Genomic DNA, 26,384 nt, shown 5'->3' on the forward strand with positions numbered 1-26,384 from the left:
GATTTTTGGCGTTTATTTGGGCTTTTTTAGGGTAACAACCGCGCTCATTCCCACGCGAAATTCGCCATTATTTTGGATTGGCACAGCTTCGATTTCAAAACTTTTTAAATCATAGCCCTTTGATGTAGAAGTCGCCCTCCAAGTCGCAAAATCCCCCATAACAGAGACATATCGCACCCTAAAAGACACTTCTTTATTTAGGGCGGGTAAATACGCGCTAAACTCGCTTCCCACGCTAAAATTTGGCAAATACTCCTCGCTTACGCTTAGTTTTAGCCACGCATCTTTATTATCCACCACCATTACCACAGGAAATCCGCTAGGGCTTAGCTCTCCCTCGCTTAGTAAAATATTTGCCACTTCGCCTTCAGCTGGGGAAAATGCCTGCATATCCTCGATATATGCTTCTACTTCGCTTAGCTGTCCAGCGGCTGCGATTTCTTTTTGAGTGGCGGCTTGCTTTGTCTCTTGGCTTGCGCCTTCTAGGGCGATTTTATACTGCTGATATGCGGTGTTTTCGCTAAATTTTGCATTTTGATAAGCAGTGAAAGCCTCATCTTTTCTCTGCAGGCTTGCTACGCCATTTTGATATAGCTCTTCGATTCGTTTATAAGTTTTTTCTGTTAGCTCCCGCATAGCTTTGGCACTATTATAAATATCTCTAGCTGATATGATAGTCTCTACGCGTGCGCCTTTGTGCGTTTCTTCTGCTAATGCCTTTGCGGCTTCATAGCCTGCTTTTGCTTGGGTTAGCTTTGCCTCTACTTCGGGGGATAGTATGGTGAAAATCAAATCGCCTTTTTGCACTTTATCGCCCCTTTTGACGAGCACAGAGCCTACGCGCCCTGCTAGTTTTGAGCTTACAGAGTATTGTTTGGCTTGGATTTGTCCTTGCAATACTTGAGGTTTTGGCATATATGCTTTATAAAAGCTAATCACAAGCCAAAGGATTAAAATCGTAGCGATGAGTATGACAAACCCCACTTCAAAGCGTTTTTTCATTACTGCTCCTTTGTGTTAGATTTTGGTATTTGATTTTGCTAGAATCTATTTTGCCTAGAATCTAGTTTTTGTTGCAAAAAGCATTGTTTTTGATTTGTGGTTTTGATTTATGGTAGATACGCATAAAATTCCTCCACCTCATCGCTTAGGGCAAACAGCTTTGCTAATGATAAAATCGCCTTGTAAGCGGAAGTTTTTTGCTCGATAAGTGCTGCTTGGAGGGAGTTTTGCGCATCGATTACTTGCGTGCTTGTAGCCATTCCCTGCTTGAAAGCATTTTGTTGGAGTTTTAGATTTTCGCTAGCTAGCTCTACGGAGGATTTTAGGCTTTTATACTCCTCTTTTAGATAGTTGGCTTGGGCGTAAGTTTTTTGGGTAAGCAGGGTTAGCTCCTTTATGGCTTGGGATTTTAGGCTTTGTGCTTCTAGCTCGCTTAGTTTTGCTACTTGATATTTTTGCACCCTAGCAGTAGGGCTAAGTAGCGAAATCCTAGCCCCCACACCCACGCTAAAAGTCGGCATAGCTTGGATAAGGATGGATTTTTGATTGTCGTGGAAAATGTAGTTTGAAAAGGCTACGACTTGAGGCATAAACGCACCAAATGCGAGCTTTTTTGCCTGCGTTGCCGCATCGATTTTTAAATCTAGCGAAGAGATGATAGGATAGCTTGCTAGGGTTTTTTCTATGAAATAAGACTCATCTTTTAGCGGTTTATCTAGTAGGCTAAGAGCTGAAGTGGGAGCGACATTTGGAGTGGATAGCGCACTATCAAGCGCAAGAAAAGCGATATGGCTAGCATTGCTCGCTTCTTTTTGTTTATTTGTGGCTTTGTCTAGGGCTACTTGCGCTATCAATACTTCAAGATGGGCTACTTGTCCGCTTTTTTCGAGATTTAGCGCATTTTGATAATGCAGTCTTGCACCATCTGTGGTTTGGTTTAGCACTTCTAGGACTTCTTTTGCTAGCAATGCACCATAATAAATGCTTGCTAATTCCTCAAAAGATGCGAGCTTTTTTAGTCGCAATGCTTCTTTGGCATCTTGCTTTGCAATTTTGGCGAGTTTGATTCCGTGTATGCGCACACCGCCTGCATAAAGCGGGTAAATGATATTTATTGCGCCGATTACTACATCTTGTTTTAGGAAAGTTATGGGCTGGGATAGTAGCCCTAGAATGTGTTGCATTGGTTGTTGTTGGGCGATAGTAGGTGAGATATGTGCGGTGTTTATAGGGAGCTTTTCTTGGATAGGTGCATCTAAATGCGCGTAGATAATGCCAGCATTTATTTCAGGCAAAAAGCTAAGCTTTGCTCCTAAGGATAGCTTTTTTGCTTTTTGTAGGTTGTAGTCTTGGGCTTTTATAGCATCGCTTTGCTCCAAAAGCATTGAATAAGCGGAGGCAAAATCTAGCTTTGTGCTAGGTTGATTCTCTTGTGTGGGGGTAAGATTTTGTTGTGCATTATTTGTGGGGGGTATGGGGCTTGTAGTTTGTTCTAGTGCGTTTGCAAGATATGGCAAAATAAGCACAAATACGACAAAAACATTGCAAAATCTAGTCAATACAAAAGATATGATTTTGTCCCCGTTTTTCATATATCTACCTCATAGATTTTTGCCTCATAGATTTTGATAGACTCTCTCTTTTTAGTTTTTGTTTTACCTGCAAAGACAAATAAAACCACAAAATACATAACAAACTACAACTTCGCTAATTATACACAAAATGTCATAATTTGTTAAAATTTGTTAAAAAAGATTTAACTTTCTTTAGATTTTGGGTGGGTTTTGGAAAAAAATTTGTGGTAAGTTTGCAAAAGCAAAAAAGAGCAAAACAAAAGAAAGCAAGAATAAAATTTGCAAGAAAAATAGCCAAAATCTAGTTATCTTGTGTGGCGATTAAGCGATTATAAACGATTGTATAAGCGATGATAAACACCACGCAAGTCATCGCCAATGCCAAAGTATCTGCATAAAAAAGTGTCCCAAGCGCGATAAAAGGAATCTGCGCACAAAGAATGATAAGTGAGGTTAGAGGATTGTTGCCTAGACGCTTAAAAAGCAATGTGTGAAAATATACGCTATCTTTTTTATCGAGGATTTTCTCTCTAAAAAACAAAAAAACCATCTCCCACAAAGGATATATCATCACGCATAATCCATAAAAAGGGCTTACAATCGAATAGCTAGTTTGCGTTAGTATCACTAAAATCATCGATAGCCCAAAGCCCAAAAAATACGCCCCGCCACTGCCTAAAAGCACCTTGCCATTTGGGAAATTAAGAGCCAAAAATCCAAGCACTGCGCTACCTAAAATCGCTGAAATATTTACCACAGAAAACATATCTACGCTTATAGCCACGCTTATCATCGATAAGCATACACATAGGGCAAATCCACCGCTTAAGCCATTAAATCTATCAATCACGCTCATAGCATTGCAAAATCCTACGATGACTAAAATGCTAAATACCACACCCCAAGTATAAGGTATCTCAAATCCTAGCCCTAATGATTTTAGCCAAATATCTAATCCCACGATAGCTAGACACACGCCAAGTGCTTTTAGCACCCAGCATATCTTTGAGGGCAGTGAAAATCCCATATCTCTTACAAATCCGCTCAAAAACACCACAGCACCCCCTAACATATAAAACAAAAAATATCCTAAATTGCCCTGTGCCAAATCACTCACAAACACTACGCAAACACCAAGTATGACGCCCAAACCACCAGCTTTTGGCGCATAATCCACATTTACTAAATCCGTCTTGCTAGAATCCGCTAAAACCACATTTTGTTTGATAAAGCGCATAAGCAAAAACGCCACCAAAAACGACACGCAAAATGCTAGCACACAAAAGCCTAGTGCTATTAGCGTTGATTGACTCCAAAGATTTGGCGAGAAAAGATGGTGTGAGATGGCGTTTTCCAAGTAAAATGCTCCTAATGATTTGAAATATTTGTAGATTTAAGGCGTTGTTTTTTTGTTAGATTTTCCCCTGTTTTACATATTTTTAGCCCAAACCTTAAGCAAAATAAAATAAATTGTTGTGCCATTTTGGTTTTTGATTTGTTTTAGATTTTGGGTTGATTTAGGCTTATTTAGGGATTTTGGTGTGCATAGATTCTTGTTTTGGTAAATGGATTGTAACAAAATTTAGTTGTAATTAGCCTTAAGTAAATGAATAAAAAACGATTTTTTGCAAAATTTTTGGTTTTTGTGGATTTTGGTTTATGTTTTGTTTGAGTGTCGTTTGGGGATTGTTTATTTTGTATGGCGGGGTAGAAATAGATTTATATGGTGGATTAAGAAGTGGGTGGATTTTGGGGGAATGTGTTTATGGTGATTTATCGTTAGAGAATGCGCGCTAAGGATTTTTGCGACAATGAAGCCATAACGCTAAGTAAGGATTTTAGCAATGAGCGTGATTTTGGCATTTTATCTACGCTTTGCGTGCGCAAAATCTAATGGCTTTAAAAACTTAAGATTTTGGTAGCAATTTTTACAACAAGATTTTTTGCTACTTATCATAGCTATATCGTGGGTCATTTGCTAGGGCGTCTAGCTCGGATTTGGTGCGTTTGTAGGCTTTGTAGATATTTAGCCCTGCTGCAGCTACTCCCCAAAAAATCCCAAGCCACAAAAGCCACAAAATCCCGCTAACACGCCACATAACATAGCCAATCCCAAGCCCTAGCAAAACCGCCACTACGATAGAAATCCCTAGACTTAAGTCATACGCGCCATCGATGATTTTTTGTGCCTTAGGAGAATCCTCTTTTGTAGATTTTGTAGAATCTATGTTGGTAGATTCTGCGTTGTTTGTGGATTTCGTAGCAGATTTTGCGCTAGATTTTGCAGTTGATTTTGATTTGCTAGAATCTATGTCGCTTTGATATTCTTTCTTTTGATACTCTTGCATTTGCTAGCCTTTTGTAGAAAATCCATAAGAATCAATAGCTTGCAGGCTATCGCCTGCTTTTTCTAGCACAAAATCTATGACTTTTTCATTCATCGGTTCGCAGACAAACCCGCTCTCAAACTGCGAGCAAGCAAAATACACCCCTCTTTTTAGCATTTCTTTATGAAACTCTGCAAACAACGCCGTATCTGCCATTTTTGCTTCATCAAAATTGTAGATTCCACCTTTTTTGCTATTTTTTGTGGCGTGTTGCCTGTTTTCGAGATATTTTAGCCACTCCTGCCCTTTTTCGCCCTTGACATCTCGCCCCATAAAGAAAAATCCAAACATACTCCCCCGCACGCAAGTTTCTAGCACAATGTTATATTTTTTAGCCTGCTCTTTTAGCCCATTTACTAAGCGAGTAGCTAAGGATTCTAATCGCGCATAGAGCGCGTTGTTTGTGCCATTTTGCGCTTTGATTTGCTTTAGCGTGGCTAGTCCTGCGCTCGTAGCGATAGGATTGCCACTTAGCGTGCCTGCTTGATAGACTGCGCCTTGTGGAGATAATAATCGCATTATCTCATCGCTCCCACCAAACGCTGCCAAAGGCATACCCCCGCCAATGACTTTGCCAAATGTCGCTAAATCTGGCTTGATATTTACAAAACCTTGTGCGCCATTTATACTAGCGCGAAACCCACTCATCACTTCATCAACGATTAGCACAATCTCATATTTATCGCATAATTTACGAATCTCTAGCAAAAAGTCTTTTTCTGCAGGCACAAGCCCCATATTTCCCGCAATAGGTTCTATGATTATGCAGGCTACGCCTTTGCCCTTTGTCTCGCTCTCTCTTATGCAAGAAATCACAGAATCTATATCATTATACCTTGCTACAAGCGTATGTTTGCCCAAATCCTCGATAACTCCCGGCGAGCTAGGATGCCCAAAAGTAGCACACCCACTTCCCGCACTCACTAGCAAACTATCGCTATGTCCGTGATAGCAGCCATCAAATTTGATAATGTCTTCTTTGCCACTATACGCCCTAGCTAGCCGAATCGCGCTCATCGTAGCTTCTGTGCCAGAGCTTACAAGGCGCATTTTTTCTAATCCCTCATAGCAGGGCAAAATCTCTTTGACAAGCATTGTCTCTAAAATGGTTGGTGCACCATAGCTTAGCCCATTTTTCACTGCTTCTATGACGGCTTCTTGCACAGCTTCATTTGCGTGCCCTAGTATCAGCGGTCCCCAGCTTTGCACAAAATCCACATAAGAATTTCCATCAATATCATAAAGCTCATAACCCTTTGCTTTGGTGATAAAAGGTGGCGTCCCACCTACGCTTTTAAATGCCCTCACAGGAGAATTTACCCCCCCTACAATCACTTGTTTTGCTTCATTAAAACTATTTATGCTATTTGTTAGCTCCATTATTGCTCCTTTTATTTGTGTGGTGTGTATATGAGTATGCCTAGATTTAGGCATTTTTTGGGCTTATTGTAGCAAATTTTGTATAAAAATCTGTTTGATTTACTATTTCGTAAAAATAAGTGATAAAATCCGCGCACTTTTTGAAAGCCAATACCAAAAACATAAAATCAACGCCATACAATACAACTATATGCAGCGATATGAAAAATGGGCTTAAAAAAGGCAAGATAACGCAAATATAACTACATTGCAACAACATTACAACAAAAGGAGAATCTATGCAGGCAATCTACCCTTACGCACAAATTGTGCATTTATTTTGTGCGATTATATTTATCGGCTACTTGTTTTTTGATGTGGTGGTGATGAGGTTTGTAGCAAAGAGCATTGAGAGAGAGGAGTTTTCTCGTGTGGCAAATACGATAGAATCAAAAATCACGCGCTTTATGCCATTAGTCGTGCTTGTGCTATTTCTTAGCGGTGGAATGATGGCAAGTAGCTATATTGGATTTGAGGCTGGATTTTTTACCACGACATTTCAAAAGCTATTTATGGCAAAGATTATTTTGGCTAGCTGTATATTTTTGCTAGTAGTTATGTCTTTGACATTTCATTTTGTGCTAAAAAAGCCAAATCCTATCGGCAAATATATCAGTATGCACACTTTGGTATTTGCCATCGGCGTGTGTGTAACGCTACTAGCAAAGATTATGTTTATGGTGTAGTTTATAAAATTCTCATTTTTTTTTAATCGTTAAAGACATTTTAATCCTCCAAACAAGAACGCATTAAATTGTCTTTAACCAACAATATTTTGCAAAATCTGCTTCGTTAATCACAAATTTTGGCTACAATCCATAAACCTCATACAAAATCTTAAACATATCAAACTTCACACACAAAACCTAAAGCACCACAGATACAGCCCAAAAACAACCCCAAAAAACAAGGAATGAAAATGTCTAAGCACCACAAACAAACGCTACTTAGCAAAATCCCAAACGCACAGCTAACCACCTTAGCAAAAACGCCTTTGATTGCCATATTTGCGTTATTAAGCCTTTTTTGGCTAAATGCTTGCAACGACACAGCTCAAAATCATAGCCACACAAATGAAATCCAAGCCATAAAAGATAGAGGCGAGCTAATCGTAGGTGTCAAAAACGATGTCCCACGATTTGGGTTACTAAACCAACAAAATGGCGAAATAGAGGGATTTGAAATCGATGTGGCAAAGGCGTTGGCAAAAGAGATTTTGGGTGATGAAAATAAGCTAAAATTAGTAGCGGTAAATGCGAAAACTAGGGGACCTTTGCTTGATAATCATAGCGTGGATTTAATCATCGCTACATTTACTATCACACAGGAGAGACAAAAAATATACAACTTCTCAAAGCCTTATTACAAGGATTCTGTGGGGCTTTTGGTGCTAAAAGAAAAAGGATATAAAAGCCTAGCGGATATGAATGGCGCAAAAGTGGGCGTAGCACAGACTTCTACCACGCGTGAGATACTCTCAAAATCTGCCCACGCACTAGGCATAGAAGTCAAATTTAGCGAATTCCCTGACTATCCAAGTATCAAAACCGCGCTTAACACCAAAAAAATCGATGCCTTTTGCGTGGATAAATCGATATTGCTAGGCTATGTCGATGCAAATAGCGAGATTTTGCCTGACAATCTAGAGCCACAAGAATACGGAATCGTATCCAAAAAATCAAACACGGCTTTAGCAAAGTTTGTCGATGAGTTTGTGGCAAAAAATAGCTCGTTACTAGAATCGCTAAGCAAAAAATGGAATCTAAAATAAGTCAAAATACGCATAAACGCATTGTGATTTGGCACATATCTACCAAATCACAGCAAATCTAGCACGAAAATCCACACAAAAACACTTGCTACTTTATCATATTTCACTACTTCATAGCAGTCATATCATCGTTTTTTGTCGTGGTATCCGCGCCGTTTTTTACCAAAAAATCTACCACTTCTAAATACCCATTACTTGTTGCATCCATTAGTGCAGTGTTGCCATAGTTATCTTTTGCATTTATATCCGCACCTTTTGCGATTAGGTATTTCACAACTTCTAAATGTCCATAGCCTGAAGCCCACATTAGTGCAGTGTATCCATTTTTGCTTTTTGCATTCACATCTGCACCTTTTGCTACGAGGTATTTTACCACTTCCAAACGCCCCCACTTTGAAGCCTCCATTAGTGCGGTTATGTTAAAACTACCTTTTGCATTTACATTTGCGCCTTTTTCTACTAAATATTTCACTACTTCTAAATGTCCATAGCCTGAAGTTTTTATTAGCGCAGTTTTGCTTTTTTTATCTTTTTTATTCACTTTTGCACCATTTTCTACGAGGTATTTCACAATTTCTAAATGTCCTTTATATGAAGCCTCCATTAGTGCGGTTGAGCCAATATTATTTTTTTTCATTCACATCTGCGCCGTTTTGTATCAGGGATTTTACTTTTTCCAAATCCCCATTGCTTGAAGCCGTTATTAGTTCAGTGTTTTTAATAGGCACGATGAGTATTTTGCAAAGCCCTTGAGTTGGGATTAGCCCTAGCACAAAAACTAAAAGCAAGTTTTTAAGCGTTTTCATTTGTTTTATCCTTATTTTTGGGATTTTAGACTTTTGCTTTTTTAGATTTTGGCTTAAAATCAAATCAATTTTAGAGATAATTTTTTTGATTCTAAGAAATCATTAAAAGTCAAAATCTAGCAAAATCCTTGCACCTAGATTTTGCAATCCCAACGCAAAAAACCCTACTCTTTCGCACCTTTGCTTTTTAGGTATTTCACTATTTCTACATATCCATTTTTTGAAGATTCCGTTAGCGCAGTGTCGCCATCGTTGTTTTTTGCATTCACATCTGCGCCATTTTCTACCAAATATTTCACTACTTCTAAATGTCTATACCTTGAAGCCCACATTAGTGCAGTGTTGCCATCGTTATCTTTTGCATTCACATCTGCGCCGTTTGCGACTAGAAATTTTACCATTTCTAAATACCCCCAACTTGAAGTAAATATTAGCATAGTGTTGCCATTTTTATTTTTTTCATTGATACTTGCGCCATTTTTGATTAGATATTTTACAATTTCTAAATGTCCGTTATATGAAGACGCCATTAGTGCATTTATGTCACCTTCATCTTTTGCATTCACATCTGCACCTTTTTCTACCAAAAATTTTACCACTTCTAAATGTCCTTTATCTGAAGCCCATATTAGTGCAGTGCCGCCATTGTTGCCTTTTGCATTCACATCTGCACCTTTTTCTACCAAAAATTTTACCACTTCTAAATGTCCATACATTGAAGCATCCGTTAGCGCAGCGTATCCATTTCTCTTTTTTGCATTTACATCTGCACCTTGTTCTACTAAGTATTTCACAATTTCTAAATGTCCATACCTTGAAGCATCCGTTAGCGGAGTTTTTCCATAAATATCCCTTATATGTATATTTGTGCCTTTTTCTACTAAGGTTTTTACCATTTTTAAATCCCCTTGCATTACTGCAATCATTAGCTCGAAGAAGTCGTATTCATCTTTTGCTTGGACTTTTGCACCTTTGCTTTTTAGATATTCTCTAACATCTCGACTCCCAAACATATAAGAATACGAGAACGCGCTGTTGTCATATTTGTCTTTTGCATTTATATCCGCACCTTTTTCTACCAAAAATTTTACTACTTCTAAATGTCCATACTTTGAAGCCTCCATTAGCGCAGTTTTGCCATCCTCATTTTTTTTATTCACTTTTGCACCTTTTCGTATCAGAGATTTTACTTTTTCCAAATCCCCATTGCCTGAAGCTCGTATGAGCTCAGAGTCGTTAATAAACCTGATGGCGCTTTTGCAAAACCCTTGAGTTGAGATTAGCCCTAGCACAAAAACTAAAAGCAAGTTTTTAAGTGTTTTCATTTGTTTTATCCTTATTTTTGGGATTTTTAGATTTTTGTTTTTTGAGTTGTTTGGATTTTAGATTTTATCTTAGAATCAAACCAAATTTATAGATAAAATTTTTTTGATTCTAAAAATATTTTCAAAAGTCAAAATCTAGCAAAATCCTTGCACCTAGATTTTGCAATCCCAACGCAAAAAACCCTTACTCTTTCGCACCTTTTCTTTTAAAAATTTTATCACAAGTTTTTATAACCTCATTGTCCGCATAGCATTTGCCAATGCTAGCAATGCCACGCCCACATCGCAAAACACCGCTTCCCAAATACTAGCCCACCCAAAAAGCCCTAAAATCACAAATACGCCCTTTACCCCTAGCGCAAAAGCGATATTTTCATAAATGATAGTTTTTGTTTTTTTAGCGATTTTTATGGATTTTAGCAGGGAGGTTAGCGAGTTGTTTAGGATAATGACATTTGCGTTTTGCTGGCTTATATCACTCCCACTTCCCATAGAGATGCCCACATCAGCTAGCGCAAGCGTGGGCGCGTCATTTATCCCATCGCCTACAAAGCCCACTTTTTGGGCTTGGTGTCTTGCGTGATTTGTTTGATTTTGTTTATTTTGTGTTTTTTCTAATGCCATAGATTTTAGTTTGGCAAAAGTTGTGGCTTTGTCTTGGGGCAGTAGCGAGGCAAAATACTCTATGCCTAGCATCTCGCCTACCGCCTTGCAAGGTGTAAAGCTATCGCCACTAAGAAGCACAGGCTTTATGCCTAAATTTTTTAGATTTTCTACCACCTCTTTTGCCTCATCTTTTAGCTCATCAGAGATGATTAGGTAGCCTAGATAGCGTTTTTGCACGGCGATATGCACTACGCTACCTTTTATGTCGCAAGTATTGTGCGGGATTTCAAATTTATGCAATATTTTGTCATTGCCCGCGATGATTTCGATATTATCACACCGCGCACGCACGCCTAGCCCTGATATCTCCTCATACTCGCTGATATGATGAGAATGCTTAGATTCTTTTGCTAGGCGGTGGTATTCTTTTTTGATAGATTGGGCTATGGGGTGGGAGGATAGATCCTGCGCACAAAGCGCGTATCCTAGCAATTCCATTTGCGAAACCCCATCTTGAGGGACAATATCTGTAACCTTAAACACACCTTTGGTAATCGTCCCTGTTTTGTCAAACCCTAGCAAAATCAGTCTGCTTAGGGCTTCCAAATAATTTGAGCCTTTGATAAGCACGCCTAGCCTAGAGCTAGCGGCAATCCCCCCAAAATACCCTATCGGCACAGATACGACTAATGCGCAAGGACAGCTTACCATTAGCACTACTAGCGCACGATATGCCCACTCTCTAAACTCTACACCAAAAGAGCCACCACCTAAAATCCCAATGCCATATAAAAACGGCGGGACAAACGCCACCAAAAGCGCGATAAAAAACACAATAGGCGTGTAATATCTCGCAAAAGTTGTGATGAAATTTTCTGTGGGGGATTTTTGACTAGAAGCAGAGGCGATAAGCTCGGTGATTTTGGCGATTTGACTTTGTGCAAAAGGGCGTAGGACTTTTAGATGAGCGACTTTGTGTAGCGCGATAGAGCCAGAGAGGATTTCATCGCCATTTTTTGCGCTAGAGGGCAGGGACTCCCCGCTAATCGCGCTAATGTCAAAGCTAGCCTCTTTACTTAGTAGCACACAATCTGCAGGGAGCATCTCCCCCACATAGAGCAAAATCTCATCGCCCTTGCGCAAATCTTTTGCTTCTATGTCGCAAGTGTTGGTAGATTCTCTTATGGATTGCAAGCTAGAATCTAGCTTAGATTTTAGGCTAGATTTTGCATTGGGATTTGCGCTAGATTCTAGCCTATGTGCTTTTGGCAAATCAAAGCTAGATAGTGCGTTTATGGATTCTTTGGATTTTTTTACGCTTAGATTTTGGAGGTATTCCCCTGCGGAGAAAAATAGCATTATGCTTACCGCCTCTTCACTCGCACCTATGCAAAAAGCCGCCACAGACGCGCTTAGCATTAGCACATTTTCATCAAAAAATTCTTTTTTCTTAAAGCTAGAGTAAGCACCTTTTAGCACGGATTTCCCCGCTAGCACATAGATAGCCACCCATAGCACATATAGCCCTATAAGCCAAAAATCCCCATTTGTAGCATTGCTTGCCATAGTGGCAAAAATCTCCAAAATGCTTGGCTCGCCCTCATTTGCGCCACTCTCATCAAAATAATCCAAATACAAATGCTCAAAAACAAGGCTAGATAAAAACACAAAAATTAGCCCAAAAAGTTTGACTAGCTCGGCATTTATCCACGAATATTTGGTATTTATAGAATCTAGGATTTCTACTTGTGGCTCGATTTGGTTGATACACTCTTTGACTTCGCTTAAATCATCACAATCAATATAAAGCATATCACTTGCAAAAGCAATCTTTGCTTGCCTAACGCTTGGGAGGGCATTTAGGGCTTTTTCTAGCTTGTTAGCACAATTTGAGCAATCTAAGTTTTGGATTTTATAAGCTGTCATTTTTGTCCTTTTTGTTTAGATTTTGGTTAGATTTTGCGGGCTAGGATTTTAGCCTAGATACGCTTTTTGCTATGTTTGGCATTCATAAAATGGCTATTAAAAATTTTTGGATAATATACCCGCGTAGGTTAATTCTAGGTTAATGATTTGAAAATACCACACATTAGCAAAAAGGAGCAAAAATGGCACAGACTATCCCAAACAAGCGCAAAATCATCGGGCGCATACACAAGCTAATCGGGCAACTTCAAGGGCTTGAGAGAGGCATAGAAAAAGATGAGGATTTTTTCAAACTACTTCAGCAGGTAGGCTCTGTCAAAGGCGGTGCGTATGGAATATTTAGAGAAATGATAGAAGCGCATCTTGATGAGTATTTTTTGGGTGCGACAAATGAAAAAGAGAGACAAAAAGAAGCCCAAGCAATCGCTAGCTTGCTAAAAAGCTATCTAAAAACCTCGCTTAATTAAAAAGTTTAAATCAGAATTGACTAGCAAGACATAGCAATCTACATTAGAAATAGATTTTGAAAAATAGATTTTAGACAAATCGATTTTGCGTATTTGCTAGATTCTAGGGGGTTTAGGGGTTTGTATTGTTTGTTTGATTTGGTGGGGGTTGTGGATTTTGTCGCGGGGGTTGGGGGGTGGGTTGATTTTGTGGATTTAGCTCTTTTATCTGTGGCAAATGCGGATTTTCTTTATTATTGTCAATCACCAAAATCTGCATATTGACATTTTTCTTTCGGTAAGTTTTTAGCTCATTTTCTAAATACTCTATGCGCTGATTTCTACTCTCTAGTAGCTCCTCGCTTTGCTCTCTTTGGTAGTCTAGGACGGCTTGGGCTTGCTTTAGCTGTATTTCTAGGTTGCCCTGCTTATTTAGCGTATCTACATAGCTATCCCACATAAAAAAGCACACGACAAATACCATACCAAATGCACACAAAACACTTATGACAATGCCCTTTATCATATTTGGCTTTCTGTTTTGTAGTCCTATGTGCGTATGATTAGCTTTGTGCTGAATCTTTTTTTGCATTTTTTTATATCCTTAAACGCCTTTGCATTGTGATTTTGCTACCGTGACTTTCATAGTCGCACGCAGAGTATCTTGCACCTCTCTTGCATAAATTGCAATATGTTGCAAGTCATAGCATCGGCAGCACAAACACAATTTTAGTATTTACAAAGCGTTTATCGTTCCTAAATGCGAATATTTACTAAAAATTTTGTCAAAATCCCACAAAATCCACTTCCAAAAAAACTTTAAAAAATCTTTCCAACCATTCACAAAGCGTTTTTTTTTTTTTTGTAGCATACTTTTTTTGCACTTTTGGTGCTATCAAAGTTTGTAAATAAGGAGAAAAAATGACAAACGCAAATATTTTGCTAACAGAGTGGAAAGACAAAATCCCTTCTGAAAGCTACCTAATGATAAAAGAAAAGCTAAAAAATATTAAAGAAGACGATGTTTTGCCATTAAGTATGATAACGCTCAAAAGCTGTGTAGTGGGGCTTTTACTTGGATTATTTTTGGGCGGTCTTGGAGCGGATAGATTTTATAAAGGTGATATAGGGCTAGGTGTGGTAAAACTTTTGTTTTGCTGGCTGACTCTTGGGATATGGGCAATCATAGATTTGTTTCTTGTATGGAAAGGGATAAAAAGAGATAATTTAGAAAAAATACTGATGGCATTGCCATAGATTGTTTTTTAATGCTTATTTACGCTACAACCAAACAATAATATGAGGCAAAAGACGCTTGCGATAACTAATCAAGCAAAATCCATAATCACAATAAACATAGCTTGTGTTGGATTTTGCGCTGTGGCTAGTTTATGGATTTTGCCCGCTGTCTATTGTCTCACTACCCTTTGTGCTAGCACTGAAATATCGCTTAGCCCTCGTGCTGTGGCGTAAATATCCTCACTACTTGCGATTTTGCTAATCTCATCAAAGCTATATTTGTGGTGGTTAAAAACAATAACACTCACCAAATCCCCCTCGCTCAAAAAGCGATGCTCGCACTCGTGCGTATATCGTGTCGCACCGATGGCAATAATCGCCTTTTTTGGATATTTTGCCTCCGCTAGCACACTAGGCAAGTTTTCTAGCACGCCAAAATCCTCTTGCGTGTTTAGCTTTTTTACTATCCACAAAATCAGTTTTTCATAAAAATAGCTATATGTGCTAAGTTCTCTTAGCTCGCCATATTGGTGTAATTTACCATTAGATTTTACAAACGATACGATGGAGTAATCGTTGCAGATTCCGCTTGGGCTAAACTCATCTATGGCGATTTTTTGTGGGCTAAAGCCTTTTGAGGCTATGGAAAAATTTTTCTTTAGGGATAGTTTTTGTGCGTCTTTGTCATTGCGCACAGATGCGTCATCAAACGCCATAAAATACTTTGGGACTACGCTTTGGACGCATTTTTTGCCATTTTTTTCTTCATAGATTATGTCGCATTCTAGCCCGACTTCTGCTTCGGCTTGGATTACTAGATTTGTATCATTTGGCAAAACCACTGCTTTGTCATCAAAGCAAAATCTACCCAAAATCCCGCTAGAATCAGGCACAAAAAATGGAAAAATCCCTTTTGGTGCACACTCCTCATCGCCTATTATGCAGGCAAAATCCCCCGCTTCGCCAGCTTGCTCCAAATGATTTGCAAAATTGCCCGCTAGCCCTAGCCCTAAAACTTTGTCTAAATCCTGCATAAAGCCTCCTTAAGATTTTGCTTTGCTTAGATTTTGTGTTAAACACGCGCGATAATGGCGTTTAGTAGTATTCATTTGATTCTACTGATTCTACAAAATGCGTAAAAATTATTCAAAAATTCCTACTCAAATTGCCACCAAAAAGTTAAAGCGGAATTTTACCAAAACATTTTGTAAAAACTTGCTTTATGCAACGATAATTTAAGTAAAAAGTGTAAAATAAACACAAAAATACACAAAATTTTTAAAAAACTTCAAAATTCACACAATATAACGCCACTAAAAGAGAATCGATGAAAGAACTATTTGAAGGCGCGATAAAATTTCAAGAAGAGGATTTTATCGAGCATAAAGAGCTATATGAAAGCCTAAAAAAACACCAAGAACCCCACACGCTATTTATTTCCTGTGTGGATTCTCGTGTCGTGCCAAACCTCATCACAAATTCTGACCCAGGGGATTTATTTGTCATTCGCAATATTGGCAATATTATCCCCCCTTATAAAGAATCTGCAAATTTGCGCGAGGGCTATCTAGCCACTACCGCAGCGATAGAATACGCCCTAACGATTTTAGAAATCAAAAATGTCATCATCTGTGGGCATAGTAATTGTGGTGCGTGTAGCGCGATATATGAGCCACCTGCAAAGCTAGAGCAAACGCCCTATGTCAAAAAATGGCTTACTCTCCTAGAGCCTGTCAAGCAAAAGGTTTTATCCCAAAATCCAACTTCAAGGGCAAAAAAAATATGGCTAACTGAACAAATCAATATCGAGCAACAGCTAGAAAATCTTATGAGTTATCCATTTGTAGAGGAGCGATTTGATAGAGGGGAGCTTAGGATTTTTGGGTGGTATTATATAATTGAGACAGGAGAAATACTAAATTATAATATGATTACAAGGGAGTTTAAAGCCATAGCCAATAAATCAAACGCAAAATCTAAATAACCAAAATGGCGAAAATCTAACACAAATCAAAACAAACCAAAACAAAGGAAAACAAAATGAACCAAAATCAAAAACTTATCCTAATGAGCGGACCTTGCGTGATAGAGAGTGAGGAGCAACTATCTCGCATAGCAGAGGGCATAGCACCTATCGCGCAAAATCCGCGCATAGATTTTTATTTTAAAGCGAGTTTTGATAAAGCAAACCGCACAAGCCTAGAGGCTTACCGAGGACCGGGACTAGAGAGAGGGCTAAAAATGCTAGAATCTATCAAAAAAGATTTTGGTTACAAAATCATAACTGACATACACGAATCCAACCAAGCAAAGCCCATCGCAGAAGTAGCAGACATTATCCAAATCCCAGCTTTTCTTTGTCGTCAGACAGATTTGGTAGTCGAAGTGGCAAAGACAAAGCGCATAATCAACATAAAAAAAGGGCAGTTTATGAACCCAAAAGATATGCGCTACTCCACGCTAAAAGCCCTAAAAACCCGCGATAATGACATAAATGAAGCTAATTTTAGAGATTCTTTTAAACACAAAGTGTGGCTTACGGAGAGGGGTGCTACATTTGGCTATGGAAATCTCGTGGTAGATATGCGCTCTCTTGTGATAATGCGCGAGTTTGCACCTGTGATATTTGATGCGACTCATAGCGTGCAAATGCCCGGTGCTGCGGGAGGAAAAAGCGGTGGTGATAGCTCATTTGTCCCATATCTTGCGCGGGCAGCAGCAGCGGTGGGAGTAGATGGGTTTTTTATGGAGACGCACTATGATCCTGCAAACGCGCTAAGCGATGGGGCAAATATGATTCCTTTACATAAGCTAGAGGGGCTAATCGATGAGATTTTATCAATCCGCGAAACGCTAGCTAGCAAAATCTAACTAGATTTTCTCATAAGATTTTGCTAGATGCTAAAGATTTTATGTAAATTTATGCAAAGAGTGGCTTAATGCAGTTTGTATTTGTAGAATCTTGCGGGGAAAAGATTTTGACATTGGATGGGGAGGCATTTGCCCATATTTGCTATGCTCGCAGGGCAAAAGTCGGGCAAACTCAAAGCGTGCGAAATCTGCGCGATGATAGGCTATATACCTACGCAATAGAATCCATCACACGCAAAAACGCCACCCTAACGCTAGAATCTAGCCAAATCCTCCCAAAGATTCCGCCATATTTTTCGCATATCATTTGGGCGATTATCTCGCCTCAAAGCATTTATAAAACCCTGCCTAGCCTAAATGAGCTAGGGCTTAGCAAGCTAAGTCTATTTTTTTCGTGCTTTTCACAAGGCGGGGCAAAAATCGACACGGAGCGGATAAAACGGATTTTGGTAGAATCCTGCGAGCAATGCGGGCGAAGCAATCTATGCGAAGTAGAGATTTTAGGCGATTTGGATTTGGCATTGGAGCGATATAAAGAGGCTAGCGTGCTAGATTTTGGCGGGGAAAAATTGCATTCTAGCGTGCAAACAAGGGGGATTTTGCAAAATGGGATTATTATTGGTGCTGAAGGGGGGTTTAGCAATGAAGAAAGAGAGGTTTTAAAATCGCAAAATCGCAAAATCTATGGTGTGGAAAGTGGGCTAATCTTGCGCTCCACAACCGCGACTATGGCAGTGCTTGCTAAGGGATTGTAAATCAAAAAACTTGGTAATCATTGGTAATCATAAAATACATTGTTTAGAAGTATGACAATAGTTTTTGAGTTTTTTTGTAATGTTGTTACGAATTTGTGCCTTAAGCTAATAAGCCTTATACGCGCTTAAAAACGCACATAAGGCTTAAGTCAAGTGGCATAAGCCCCTTAATCGCAACTATATGTAGTCGTGCTTGTGTAAGTGCAACCACAGCCATTTATACAGCCCTGCACAGCCACATTATTTAATGGCTCTCCCTTAAAGGTATTTTCACACTTTAAGGCGCAATTTTTATCGCCGTGTTTATCTGTCAATGGATTATCCTTACACGCATTAAGACTAATAACACATAATGCTAACACCAAACCCATTTGCCATAAGCTACTAAATTCTCGCATTTCACACCACCTTAAAAGTGAATTTGCTACCAAAATCCGCTCAAATGCGTTTATCAAGGGATTTATGGTGCAAAGAAATGCTACAAAAAAAAAAAACGATTTTTAAACGGAGGTGTTTATAGGGGGTTATGTGAAGTTTTTTAGCAAAGATATTTTTAATGTATTTGCGAAGTGCTAGCAAGGATTTTAGGTAAAATTTAGATATTTTGTATGGATTTGTAGCTTTTTTGTAGTTTTATATTTTAGCTTTTATATGGGTTTATCGCGTAATTTTGCGCATTTTTTCACATTGTTTCAAAATAAATTCTAAAAAAATTAAAATTTTTTATTGATAATTTTTTTTCATTAACTATTTTTATGTAGTATTTCACCTGTCCCCATTACCCCGATGGGGACAAAGCAGACTTTTTCAAACTCCGAAGAAACTAGATTCCCCTTATCTCTCTCTCAATTTTAGGGGAATCTAGCCTTTCTTTTTACTCCTAGATTCCACAAAAAACCTCAAAAAAGACTTTTTCACACTTTTTATACAAATCCAAAAATCATCACGCAAAACTTCTAAAATCTAATCCAAACTAGATAGATTCTTTTTTTTGCAAGATTTTTTACTACTTTTATGATTTTTTAGCTACCAAATGTTGCCTACTCAAATGGCTACATTACTGCAAACAAAATCTTTATGCAGTTTTAAGGCGACAAAAAACGCCACAAATAAGCAACAAAAATAGCAAAAAAACTTCTAAGATAAAATTATCAATCTTTTTATAGAGGCGTTATATCGCCATTCGCACGCTATCAAATAGCGCGTCCATATTTTGCTTTGGGATAATGTATTGCACGCCCGCACTTTTTGCTTCCTGTGCTTGCTCAAATTTTGGCATAGTATCCACCACTAGGCAAAATGTGATTTGCTTTTTTTGGTTTGGGAGCTGTCTAGTGTTTTTGATAAAATCTAGCGCACTCATTTCGCCTATCTTTTCCTCTAGCACGACTATGTCGCAAGGATTTGCCACAAGCGTTTTTAGCGCGTTCATAGCGGCTTTTTCTACGATTATGCTAAGTGTGGAGTCGATTTTTTGGATTACTTCTTTGTATTTTAGTCCATCGACTTGGGAGTTTCGTAGCACTAGGACGGATTTTTTGCTGACATCTTCTAAGTATTTTAGCAAGTCAAAAAGTTCTTTAGATTTTGGTGAAGCCTTTGTCCTATCGATACCGCGCAAAAAATATCGCAAAAATGTCTTGGAGCTAAATCCCCCCTCTATGCGCGCATCGCGAAAAAACCTCCGCACGCTCTCACTTAGCTTTGCCCTCCCCCACAATGTAGAATCCAAATCATACGCCTTAGAATTTAGCAAAGAAATAAATCTATCTTTTATGTCTCGTAGCATTGGTGCATACACGCTTACAAACTCACTAAAATGCTCTTCTTTAAACTTTTTTAGCCGAAAATGCGCTTTTTCTAAAAACTCCTGACTTGTAGCGATAAACTGAATCAAATCCACATACGCCCTGCGCATAGCTTTGACTTCTTTTTCGATATGGCTAAATTCTTGGGATTTTTTATCCATTCGTTGTAGTTTGCGCTCGCCTGCCTCAAGATTTGTCCCCATTGCCTGACATTGGGCTTTGGCATTTGCTAGGGCTGCTTGTCTAGCTTCGATTTCTTTTTCTACTTTGATAAACTCTAGTTGCTTAGACAAAAAGATTTTCTCAAACGCATACGCGGGCGTGTATTGCGCTTTTTTGACATAGTTTTCAAAATCCCCAAAAAGCGAGTTTATCTCGTGCTTTACATTGCGCAAATCCTCATTTTCGATTAGATTGTCCATTTCGCACAAATCATTATACGCCGTAAGCAAAAACCTCCTCATACGCAAAAAATCTAACGCGCTATGTCCATCTACAAAATCACTATAATTGCGCAAAATCTCGTTTTCTTGGGCGAAAAACTCCTCTATGCAAACATTTGGCATTTTTGTCATAGGAATGGTATCAGGATCTATGGGCTTTGGCTTTATCCTAGCCCTTGTAACCACGCGCATTTCTACTTCAAACTCCACATCTTCGCCCTCTTGTGGTGCGCCATTATCATCTAGCCACACATCAAGGCTAAAATCAAAAATCCGTTTATTTAAATCCTGCTCGATTTTGCCCTGTTTGGTGGCTGTATCTATGCTTATTAGCTTGCCTGTAAGCATTTTTAAACTCCTAGTTTTTGCGCTTAGTTGCGTTTTGTTTTGCGCTATTATATAAAATTTGCATTAAGTTTTGTTGTATTTATTGTGTTTTGTGGCTTTTAGTGTGCTATTTAAATCTACATAGCGATTTTTTGATAAAATCTAAGCATTTTATACGCGCTTAAAAGCCCCATTAAGCACCGCTTTGATACACCAAAATCTAACCCAAAATCTACCCTAAAGAAACAAAATGCAATCCTTACAAAAAGCCCCAAAAATCGCATATTATCGAAATCTATTTATCGGCGATAGTATCATCGCCCTAGATTCTATCTATGCGATAAAATCCCTGTATCCAAACGCGCATTTATGCGTATTTTGTGGCGATATAGGCGCACAGATTTTTGCCCCATTTAGTTTTATTGATGAAGTAGTAAATATCCAAAATCTAAGCAAAAAAGAAGTGCTAAAAGAGCTAGATTTTAGGGAGTTTGATTATCTTATTTTGACGCAGCCAAACCGCAAACACACAAGTATCGCAAGCAATAGCAATGCAAAAGTAGTCATTAGCTTTATGATGTGGCATAATATTTTTAGGAGGGTGTTTGGGAAAAAACATTTTAGACGCGTGTTTTTCTCGCGCTCTTTTTCGCACACTCCAAATTATAAGCGACTTTTAAGCCTTGTAAGAGCGATAGATACAGCGCATTATGATGAGTGCATTTCTAAAGTAGATTTTAGAGAGGCAAGATTCCCATTTAGCCCCACACATAGAGAGTTTGTAGAGCAAAATCTTGCGTTTTTAGCGTTGGATAAATTAGATAAAAAAGGCTTAAAATCTAAATTAGGGGGGGGGATTTTAGATTCTAGGCAAAATGTAAGCGATAACATAGACAATGGATTAAATAAGGATTTACGCAATGATTTAGACAAAAAAATCAACATTTTGATAAATCCTTATTCAAACTCCTGCCCTGTAAGCCTTACAAAAGAGGGCTATGCAAGGCTAGCAAACGCCCTAGCCACAAATCTACCAAACTCTAAAATCATCATTTCTAGCTTTGCATATGCCCCGCCACTGCCACAGCTAGAGAATCTCCCAAATATTTATACTTTTGTCAATAATAGCGATTTGCTAAATCTAATCGAGCTAGTGCGTAGCGCAGATATAGTCATCTCCCCTAGCACAAGCGTGATACACATCGCTGATAATCTATGCAAAAAAATCATAGGCATATATAGCAAAAAGGATATGTCCCTATGGCTAGGCAAAAATATGGACAAATCAATGATGATAGTGCCAAAAATCCACACAAACAAGCTAAAAACGCATACAGAAAATGCAATCATACAATCCATAATCCAAAAAGTGCTAGAAATATCGCAGGCTTAAAAACGCATTAACGCTACAAATGACACGCTAGATTTTGGGTAGATTTTGGGATTTTAGCTTAGTATTGTTTAGTCAAGTTGGGTTATTTCTTTGTAGTCTAGCCATTGCTTTTTGCGCAGGGCATCATCTTTTAGGGTGGGGAGATTTTTGGCTAGCAATGCCATTTTTAGATTCCCACGCCAATCGCTAGAATCTAGCCTTTGATTAGATTTTGCGTTATCGTTTTTGTTTGCGCTGCTTCCTGCAAAAAGTGGCATTTCATAAAACGCTTCTTTTAGTTCTTTGTCAAAATAGATTCCTTGAGCGATGACTTCCCTGCCTTTTATCCCTAGCCCCTGACATTTCTCACAGCCCACCGCATAAAATCTCGCCTCATCACCTGCCTCTTTTTGTGATTGTGGCATTTGGGCTTTGCAATGCGGACAAAGCCTGCCTAAAAGCCTTTGAGCGATAATACAAATAAGGCTAGATTCTACCACGCTTCTAGGCGCACCCATCTCAAATAGTCTCTCTAAAGTCGAAATGCAATCATTGCTATGGAGGCTAGCAAGGACTAAATGCCCTGTAAGAGAGGCGTTTAGGGCTAGCTCTAGGGTTTGTTTGTCGCGGATTTCGCCTATCATTATGATGTCTGGATCTTGACGCAGGACAAAAGACAATGCCTCAAAAAACGAAAATCCAATCTCTGGGTTGATTTGGATTTGGGTGGCTAGAGGGATTTGGTATTCGATAGGGTCTTCAAGTGTGATTAGCTTTTTTTGGGAAGTTTTTAGCGAATCAAGCGCGGCATAAAGGGTGGTTGATTTGCCTGAGCCTGTGGGTCCTGTGATTAGGATTAGTCCGTTTTTGCGATTTAGGGCTTTGGCTAAAATCTCTACAATATCCCTGCTTAGCCCTAGATTTTCTAAGCTGATTTGCTCTTTGTGCTTGTATAAAATCCTAAGCACGAGGGATTCTCCGCTAAGCAAAGGCACGCACGATATACGAAAATCATACTCCATCTCGCCAAAATTTCGCGCATATCGCCCATCTTGAGGCATTCTAGTCTCTGTGATGTCTAGTTTGGATTCTAGTTTGATTTTGCTAGAGAGTTTAGCGGTGCTATCTTTGGTAAGCCTCGCTATCTCGCGCAATCGCCCATCTATGCGAAATCTAATACTCCCAAAATCCCCCTTATCTTCTAAATGCACATCGCTAGCGCGGTGTGCTATCGCCTCTTGCAAGACAAAATCTAACTGCGCGCTAATATCCCTCAAACCGTAATATTTCTCCAAAAATGACAACCCTTGCAAAATCCACGAAAAATAATGGCTAGATTCGCGCACAAAAAGTATGGGCTTATGATACGCGCTAAGATGATGAGAGATGGTTTGTTTGGCTAGGGCTTGTGTTTGGCTTTTTTGTGTGGATTCTTGTTGCTTGGATTTTTGTGGATTTTCCTCGCTAGTCTCATCATCAAAATCTTGCATAACAACGATAATATGCTCAACAAGGCTAGAATCTGCGGGGTTTGTTTGGTGGATTTGTAGGGCTTTATTTGTGGGATTTGTTGCGTTTGTAGAATCTGTGGGATTATGAGGTGGATTTTGAAATGGATTTTGTGTTTGCTGTGAGGGGTTTTGGCTAGTTTGTGCGTTTGGGGGATTTTGGGGATTTTGTATATTTTGGTGGTTTTGGTGATTTGGAAGTGCGATAGGGCGAGGCTCTATCCCATAGACAAACGCTCCTAATCGCTTACTCATCTCATAGGGCAACATATCTATGCTTAGCTTTTGTGGCGCATAAAGTGATAAATCAATAAAAGAATCTAAATCCATAAAATAAAGCCTTAAAAATACAAAATACCAAAAAATAAAAAAGCGCGATTATAACACAATAGGGATAAAAATTGGCATTATCTTATCATTTACAATCCCTTTTAAGTCGCAATATGCTATAATGCTAGCTTGTATCTAGCAAATCACAAATCTAGCAACTCAAAAATAAAGGGAATCTACAAATGCTACTATACGCACCACAAGTGCTAACACAACAAAACTCCACAACCAAACTTCCTATAAAAAAACATATTGCAAACAAAAATATGGCAAAAAGTATCGTTTCGCAAAGATTTTTTACGCATTTTTTACGCATTTTGCATTTTTCACACGATATGTTTGTCCGCATTTGTATATTTGTGTTTGCTGTGTGTATTTTTTGCTCGTTTGCTATGTCGCTAGATTTTGCTAGATTTGATTTTAGCAATGCAAAATCTACCAAACAATCTAGCCTAACTAGCCTAAAATCCACAAACAAACCAACCAACAAAGAGCCAAAATCTTTTCACTTAGAATCAGACTCGCTTGTAGTCGCGCCTGATTCTAGGATAAAGTCTATAAAACCACCTGCACAAAACCCTGCAAGTGAGATTTTAAACCCCAAAAAATCCTTGCATAATCAAAACAGCGCAAACGCAGAGTTGCTAGATTCTAGCGTGATTCCGCAATATTTGCCACGCGCTAAAATCCCCTCCCCGCTAATGCCTCCGCCAGCCCTAACCCCGCATACAGACATTAGCGAGCCACTAGAAAAAAGAGAATTTATCATTTCTTACAAGGCGTTAAGTCAAAATGGAATCATCACAGGAGAAAAATACAATATTTCTACCCCCATTATCTCAAAATCTAGCTTGCCCATCGCATATACTTGCTCGATTGATACACCGATAAATGATTTAGTAACCGATGATGAATCTTACGCGATAAAATATGTGCTGTATTTTTATAAAGATTTGATTTTGGATTGTTTGGAAAAAGGCGGGGCGTCTGTGCTATCTTACACAAATAGCGCAAATCTCACGCACATAAGCGATGATACGCTACTATCTGTGCCTGCTAGGCGGGTTTTGGCATATTTTGATAATCGCTACTTAATCCTAGAAATCCTAAAAGAGCTAAAATGAAAGAAAATCCACACAAAGACAAACAGATGAAAATCGCAATCGTAGAAGATGATATAAATATGCGAAAAAGCCTTGAGCTATTTTTTGCTGAACAAAAAGATTTAGAAGTCATCACATTTAGAAGCCCAAAAGACGCGCTTGGTGCGCTAGATTCTAGCTTTGATTTAGTGATTACGGATTTAAATATGCCATATATGAATGGGCTTGATTTTTTAAAAGAGCTAGGTGGCAAGTATGAAATGATCGTAATCACAGGCAATGCCACGCTAAATGCGGCGATAGATTCTATCCGCTTGGGTGTCAAAGATTTTTTTCAAAAGCCTTTTGAGCCTGAATTATTGCTAGAAGCGATTTATCGAAGTAAAAAAATCTTAGAATTTCAGCGCACTCACGCAAAAACCACAAGCCCCAAAACCCCTCAAATCAACGAGCAAAGCCCATTTGTCGCCACAAGCCCTACACTAGAATCACTAAAATCTCAAGTGCTAAAAGTGGCAAAAACGGATTCTAGCGTGCTTCTTATGGGGGAGAGTGGCGTTGGCAAGGAGGTTTTTGCGAGGTTTATCCACGAACATTCTACGAGGGCAAAAGAGGCTTTTATCGCAATCAATATGGCTGCAATCCCTGAACATCTGCTAGAGAGCGAACTTTTTGGCTATGAAAAAGGGGCTTTCACAGACGCGCTTACCACCAAACAAGGGCTTTTTGAGCTAGCAGATGGCGGGACATTGTTTTTAGATGAGATAGGCGAAATGCCATTGTTATTGCAAGCAAAATTGCTCCGCGCTATCCAAGAAAAAGAAGCCACAAGGCTAGGGGGGAGCAAGCCTACTAGCTTTGATGTGCGCATCATCTCTGCGACAAATGCAAATCTAGAGGAGCAAATTGCGCAAAAAAAATTTAGAGAGGATTTGTATTATCGTTTGCAAACTATCCCTGTAAAAATCCCGCCATTGCGAGAGAGAAAAGAGGAGATTTTGCCAATCGCACAATGGAAGCTAGAGCTTGTCATCGCTCAATACAGCTTAGAATCCAAAACCTTTAGTCAAGAGGCAAAAGACGCGCTTTTGGGCTATGAGTGGCACGGAAATATTAGAGAGCTACTCTCTGTGGTAGAGAGGGCTGCCATACTTAGTGAAAAACAAATCGTCCCAAAAGATTTATTCTTAGAATCTAGGCAATCAAAGCCAAAAGACAAAATACAGGAGCTAGAAAAACAGCTTTTAGTAGAAGTGCTAAGCGAGTGTGCAAACGATACCAAAAAGGCAAGCAAATTGCTAGGAATGAGTGAGGAAATCCTCTTTCACAAGCTCGCAAAATATGATATAAGCATAAAATAATGCCG

The 26,384-nt window shown here is 39.0% G+C and carries 26 protein-coding genes; 12 read left to right on the forward strand and 14 right to left on the reverse strand.

Annotated features, from left to right (window positions below):
* Nucleotides 1-12: 12 nt before the first annotated feature.
* The 3 genes from ACWIX0_RS00785 to ACWIX0_RS00795 form a co-directional block, all read right to left on the reverse strand.
* Nucleotides 13-1,002 carry an HlyD family secretion protein gene (locus tag ACWIX0_RS00785; RefSeq protein ID WP_454171098.1) on the reverse strand — a complete coding sequence of 330 codons (990 nt, stop codon included), beginning with the start codon at nucleotides 1,000-1,002 and terminating at the stop codon, nucleotides 13-15.
* A gap of 107 nt (nucleotides 1,003-1,109) precedes the next feature.
* Nucleotides 1,110-2,594 (reverse strand): TolC family protein, encoded by a 1,485-nt coding sequence (locus tag ACWIX0_RS00790; RefSeq protein WP_454171100.1) that lies wholly within the window; start codon nucleotides 2,592-2,594, stop codon nucleotides 1,110-1,112.
* 283 nt (nucleotides 2,595-2,877) lie between these two features.
* Entirely contained in the window at nucleotides 2,878-3,933 is a 1,056-nt protein-coding gene (locus ACWIX0_RS00795; RefSeq protein WP_454171101.1) for an MraY family glycosyltransferase, read from the reverse strand.
* A 302-nt stretch (nucleotides 3,934-4,235) separates the two neighbouring features.
* On the opposite strand from ACWIX0_RS00795, the gene ACWIX0_RS00800 reads away from it, so the two are divergent.
* Nucleotides 4,236-4,373, forward strand: coding sequence for a hypothetical protein (locus ACWIX0_RS00800; RefSeq protein ID WP_454171103.1), 138 nt, complete (start codon nucleotides 4,236-4,238; stop codon nucleotides 4,371-4,373).
* 149 nt (nucleotides 4,374-4,522) lie between these two features.
* Here the strand turns inward: ACWIX0_RS00800 and ACWIX0_RS00805 are convergent, their stop codons facing one another.
* Nucleotides 4,523-4,924: an AtpZ/AtpI family protein gene (locus ACWIX0_RS00805; RefSeq protein WP_454171105.1), complete on the reverse strand. Its 402-nt coding sequence runs from the start codon at nucleotides 4,922-4,924 to the stop codon at nucleotides 4,523-4,525.
* Nucleotides 4,925-4,927: 3 nt separating this feature from the next.
* Complete coding sequence (gene hemL / locus ACWIX0_RS00810) at nucleotides 4,928-6,343, reverse strand: glutamate-1-semialdehyde 2,1-aminomutase (RefSeq protein ID WP_454171106.1); 1,416 nt, start codon at nucleotides 6,341-6,343, stop codon at nucleotides 4,928-4,930.
* A gap of 94 nt (nucleotides 6,344-6,437) precedes the next feature.
* Between hemL and ACWIX0_RS00815 the strand changes: the two genes are divergently transcribed.
* The 3 genes from ACWIX0_RS00815 (at nucleotide 6,438) to ACWIX0_RS00825 (ending at nucleotide 8,153) form a co-directional block, all read left to right on the forward strand.
* Nucleotides 6,438-6,560, forward strand: coding sequence for a hypothetical protein (locus ACWIX0_RS00815; RefSeq protein ID WP_454171108.1), 123 nt, complete (start codon nucleotides 6,438-6,440; stop codon nucleotides 6,558-6,560).
* Nucleotides 6,561-6,621: 61 nt separating this feature from the next.
* Nucleotides 6,622-7,068: a copper resistance protein CopD gene (locus ACWIX0_RS00820; protein WP_454171110.1), complete on the forward strand. Its 447-nt coding sequence runs from the start codon at nucleotides 6,622-6,624 to the stop codon at nucleotides 7,066-7,068.
* Nucleotides 7,069-7,301: 233 nt separating this feature from the next.
* Nucleotides 7,302-8,153: a transporter substrate-binding domain-containing protein gene (locus ACWIX0_RS00825; RefSeq protein ID WP_454171112.1), complete on the forward strand. Its 852-nt coding sequence runs from the start codon at nucleotides 7,302-7,304 to the stop codon at nucleotides 8,151-8,153.
* 106 nt (nucleotides 8,154-8,259) lie between these two features.
* On the opposite strand, the gene ACWIX0_RS00830 is transcribed toward ACWIX0_RS00825, so the two are convergent.
* From ACWIX0_RS00830 to ACWIX0_RS00845, 4 genes are all read right to left on the reverse strand, one after another.
* On the reverse strand, nucleotides 8,260-8,790 hold the full coding sequence (locus tag ACWIX0_RS00830; protein ID WP_454171114.1) for an ankyrin repeat domain-containing protein: 531 nt from the start codon (nucleotides 8,788-8,790) through the stop codon (nucleotides 8,260-8,262).
* Nucleotides 8,777-8,959, reverse strand: a complete 183-nt coding sequence (locus ACWIX0_RS00835; protein ID WP_454171115.1) for a hypothetical protein — start codon at nucleotides 8,957-8,959, stop codon at nucleotides 8,777-8,779. Before ACWIX0_RS00835 ends, ACWIX0_RS00830 begins: the two co-directional genes overlap by 14 nt.
* Nucleotides 8,960-9,123: 164 nt before the next feature.
* Complete coding sequence (locus tag ACWIX0_RS00840) at nucleotides 9,124-10,284, reverse strand: ankyrin repeat domain-containing protein (RefSeq protein ID WP_454171116.1); 1,161 nt, start codon at nucleotides 10,282-10,284, stop codon at nucleotides 9,124-9,126.
* Nucleotides 10,285-10,512: 228 nt separating this feature from the next.
* Nucleotides 10,513-12,816 (reverse strand): heavy metal translocating P-type ATPase, encoded by a 2,304-nt coding sequence (locus tag ACWIX0_RS00845; RefSeq protein ID WP_454171118.1) that lies wholly within the window; start codon nucleotides 12,814-12,816, stop codon nucleotides 10,513-10,515.
* Between the two features lie 182 nt (nucleotides 12,817-12,998).
* Here ACWIX0_RS00845 and ACWIX0_RS00850 point away from each other — a divergent pair, with 182 nt between their 5' ends.
* On the forward strand, nucleotides 12,999-13,283 hold the full coding sequence (locus ACWIX0_RS00850; protein ID WP_454171120.1) for a metal-sensing transcriptional repressor: 285 nt from the start codon (nucleotides 12,999-13,001) through the stop codon (nucleotides 13,281-13,283).
* Between the two features lie 112 nt (nucleotides 13,284-13,395).
* Here ACWIX0_RS00850 and ACWIX0_RS00855 read toward each other — a convergent pair whose 3' ends face one another.
* Entirely contained in the window at nucleotides 13,396-13,854 is a 459-nt protein-coding gene (locus ACWIX0_RS00855; protein WP_454171122.1) for a hypothetical protein, read from the reverse strand.
* 329 nt (nucleotides 13,855-14,183) lie between these two features.
* Between ACWIX0_RS00855 and ACWIX0_RS00860 the strand changes: the two genes are divergently transcribed.
* Nucleotides 14,184-14,519 carry an NINE protein gene (locus ACWIX0_RS00860; RefSeq protein ID WP_454171124.1) on the forward strand — a complete coding sequence of 112 codons (336 nt, stop codon included), beginning with the start codon at nucleotides 14,184-14,186 and terminating at the stop codon, nucleotides 14,517-14,519.
* Nucleotides 14,520-14,671: 152 nt separating this feature from the next.
* Here ACWIX0_RS00860 and ACWIX0_RS00865 read toward each other — a convergent pair whose 3' ends face one another.
* Nucleotides 14,672-15,535: a DUF5718 family protein gene (locus ACWIX0_RS00865; protein WP_454171125.1), complete on the reverse strand. Its 864-nt coding sequence runs from the start codon at nucleotides 15,533-15,535 to the stop codon at nucleotides 14,672-14,674.
* A gap of 293 nt (nucleotides 15,536-15,828) precedes the next feature.
* On the opposite strand from ACWIX0_RS00865, the gene ACWIX0_RS00870 reads away from it, so the two are divergent.
* From ACWIX0_RS00870 to ACWIX0_RS00880, 3 genes are all read left to right on the forward strand, one after another.
* Nucleotides 15,829-16,485 carry a carbonic anhydrase gene (locus tag ACWIX0_RS00870; RefSeq protein ID WP_454171127.1) on the forward strand — a complete coding sequence of 219 codons (657 nt, stop codon included), beginning with the start codon at nucleotides 15,829-15,831 and terminating at the stop codon, nucleotides 16,483-16,485.
* Between the two features lie 56 nt (nucleotides 16,486-16,541).
* Complete coding sequence (gene kdsA / locus ACWIX0_RS00875) at nucleotides 16,542-17,372, forward strand: 3-deoxy-8-phosphooctulonate synthase (protein ID WP_454171129.1); 831 nt, start codon at nucleotides 16,542-16,544, stop codon at nucleotides 17,370-17,372.
* A gap of 68 nt (nucleotides 17,373-17,440) precedes the next feature.
* Entirely contained in the window at nucleotides 17,441-18,127 is a 687-nt protein-coding gene (locus ACWIX0_RS00880) for a 16S rRNA (uracil(1498)-N(3))-methyltransferase (protein ID WP_454171131.1), read from the forward strand.
* Between the two features lie 167 nt (nucleotides 18,128-18,294).
* On the opposite strand, the gene ACWIX0_RS00885 is transcribed toward ACWIX0_RS00880, so the two are convergent.
* Both ACWIX0_RS00885 and ACWIX0_RS00890 read right to left on the reverse strand, forming a co-directional pair.
* On the reverse strand, nucleotides 18,295-18,525 hold the full coding sequence (locus tag ACWIX0_RS00885) for a hypothetical protein (protein ID WP_454171133.1): 231 nt from the start codon (nucleotides 18,523-18,525) through the stop codon (nucleotides 18,295-18,297).
* Between the two features lie 773 nt (nucleotides 18,526-19,298).
* Entirely contained in the window at nucleotides 19,299-20,726 is a 1,428-nt protein-coding gene (locus ACWIX0_RS00890; protein WP_454171135.1) for a hypothetical protein, read from the reverse strand.
* Between the two features lie 229 nt (nucleotides 20,727-20,955).
* On the opposite strand from ACWIX0_RS00890, the gene ACWIX0_RS00895 reads away from it, so the two are divergent.
* Nucleotides 20,956-22,098, forward strand: coding sequence for a glycosyltransferase family 9 protein (locus ACWIX0_RS00895; RefSeq protein ID WP_454171137.1), 1,143 nt, complete (start codon nucleotides 20,956-20,958; stop codon nucleotides 22,096-22,098).
* A 68-nt stretch (nucleotides 22,099-22,166) separates the two neighbouring features.
* Here ACWIX0_RS00895 and ACWIX0_RS00900 read toward each other — a convergent pair whose 3' ends face one another.
* The gene (locus ACWIX0_RS00900) at nucleotides 22,167-23,915 is read right to left on the reverse strand and encodes an ATPase, T2SS/T4P/T4SS family (RefSeq protein WP_454171139.1); all 1,749 of its coding nucleotides are present in this window, start codon (nucleotides 23,913-23,915) and stop codon (nucleotides 22,167-22,169) included.
* A 182-nt stretch (nucleotides 23,916-24,097) separates the two neighbouring features.
* Between ACWIX0_RS00900 and ACWIX0_RS00905 the strand changes: the two genes are divergently transcribed.
* Nucleotides 24,098-25,039, forward strand: a complete 942-nt coding sequence (locus ACWIX0_RS00905) for a hypothetical protein (RefSeq protein ID WP_454171141.1) — start codon at nucleotides 24,098-24,100, stop codon at nucleotides 25,037-25,039.
* Nucleotides 25,040-25,065: 26 nt separating this feature from the next.
* Nucleotides 25,066-26,379 carry a sigma-54-dependent transcriptional regulator gene (locus ACWIX0_RS00910; RefSeq protein WP_454171239.1) on the forward strand — a complete coding sequence of 438 codons (1,314 nt, stop codon included), beginning with the start codon at nucleotides 25,066-25,068 and terminating at the stop codon, nucleotides 26,377-26,379.
* Nucleotides 26,380-26,384: the final 5 nt, after the last annotated feature.

The organism is Helicobacter sp. T3_23-1059 (genome assembly GCF_053654515.1).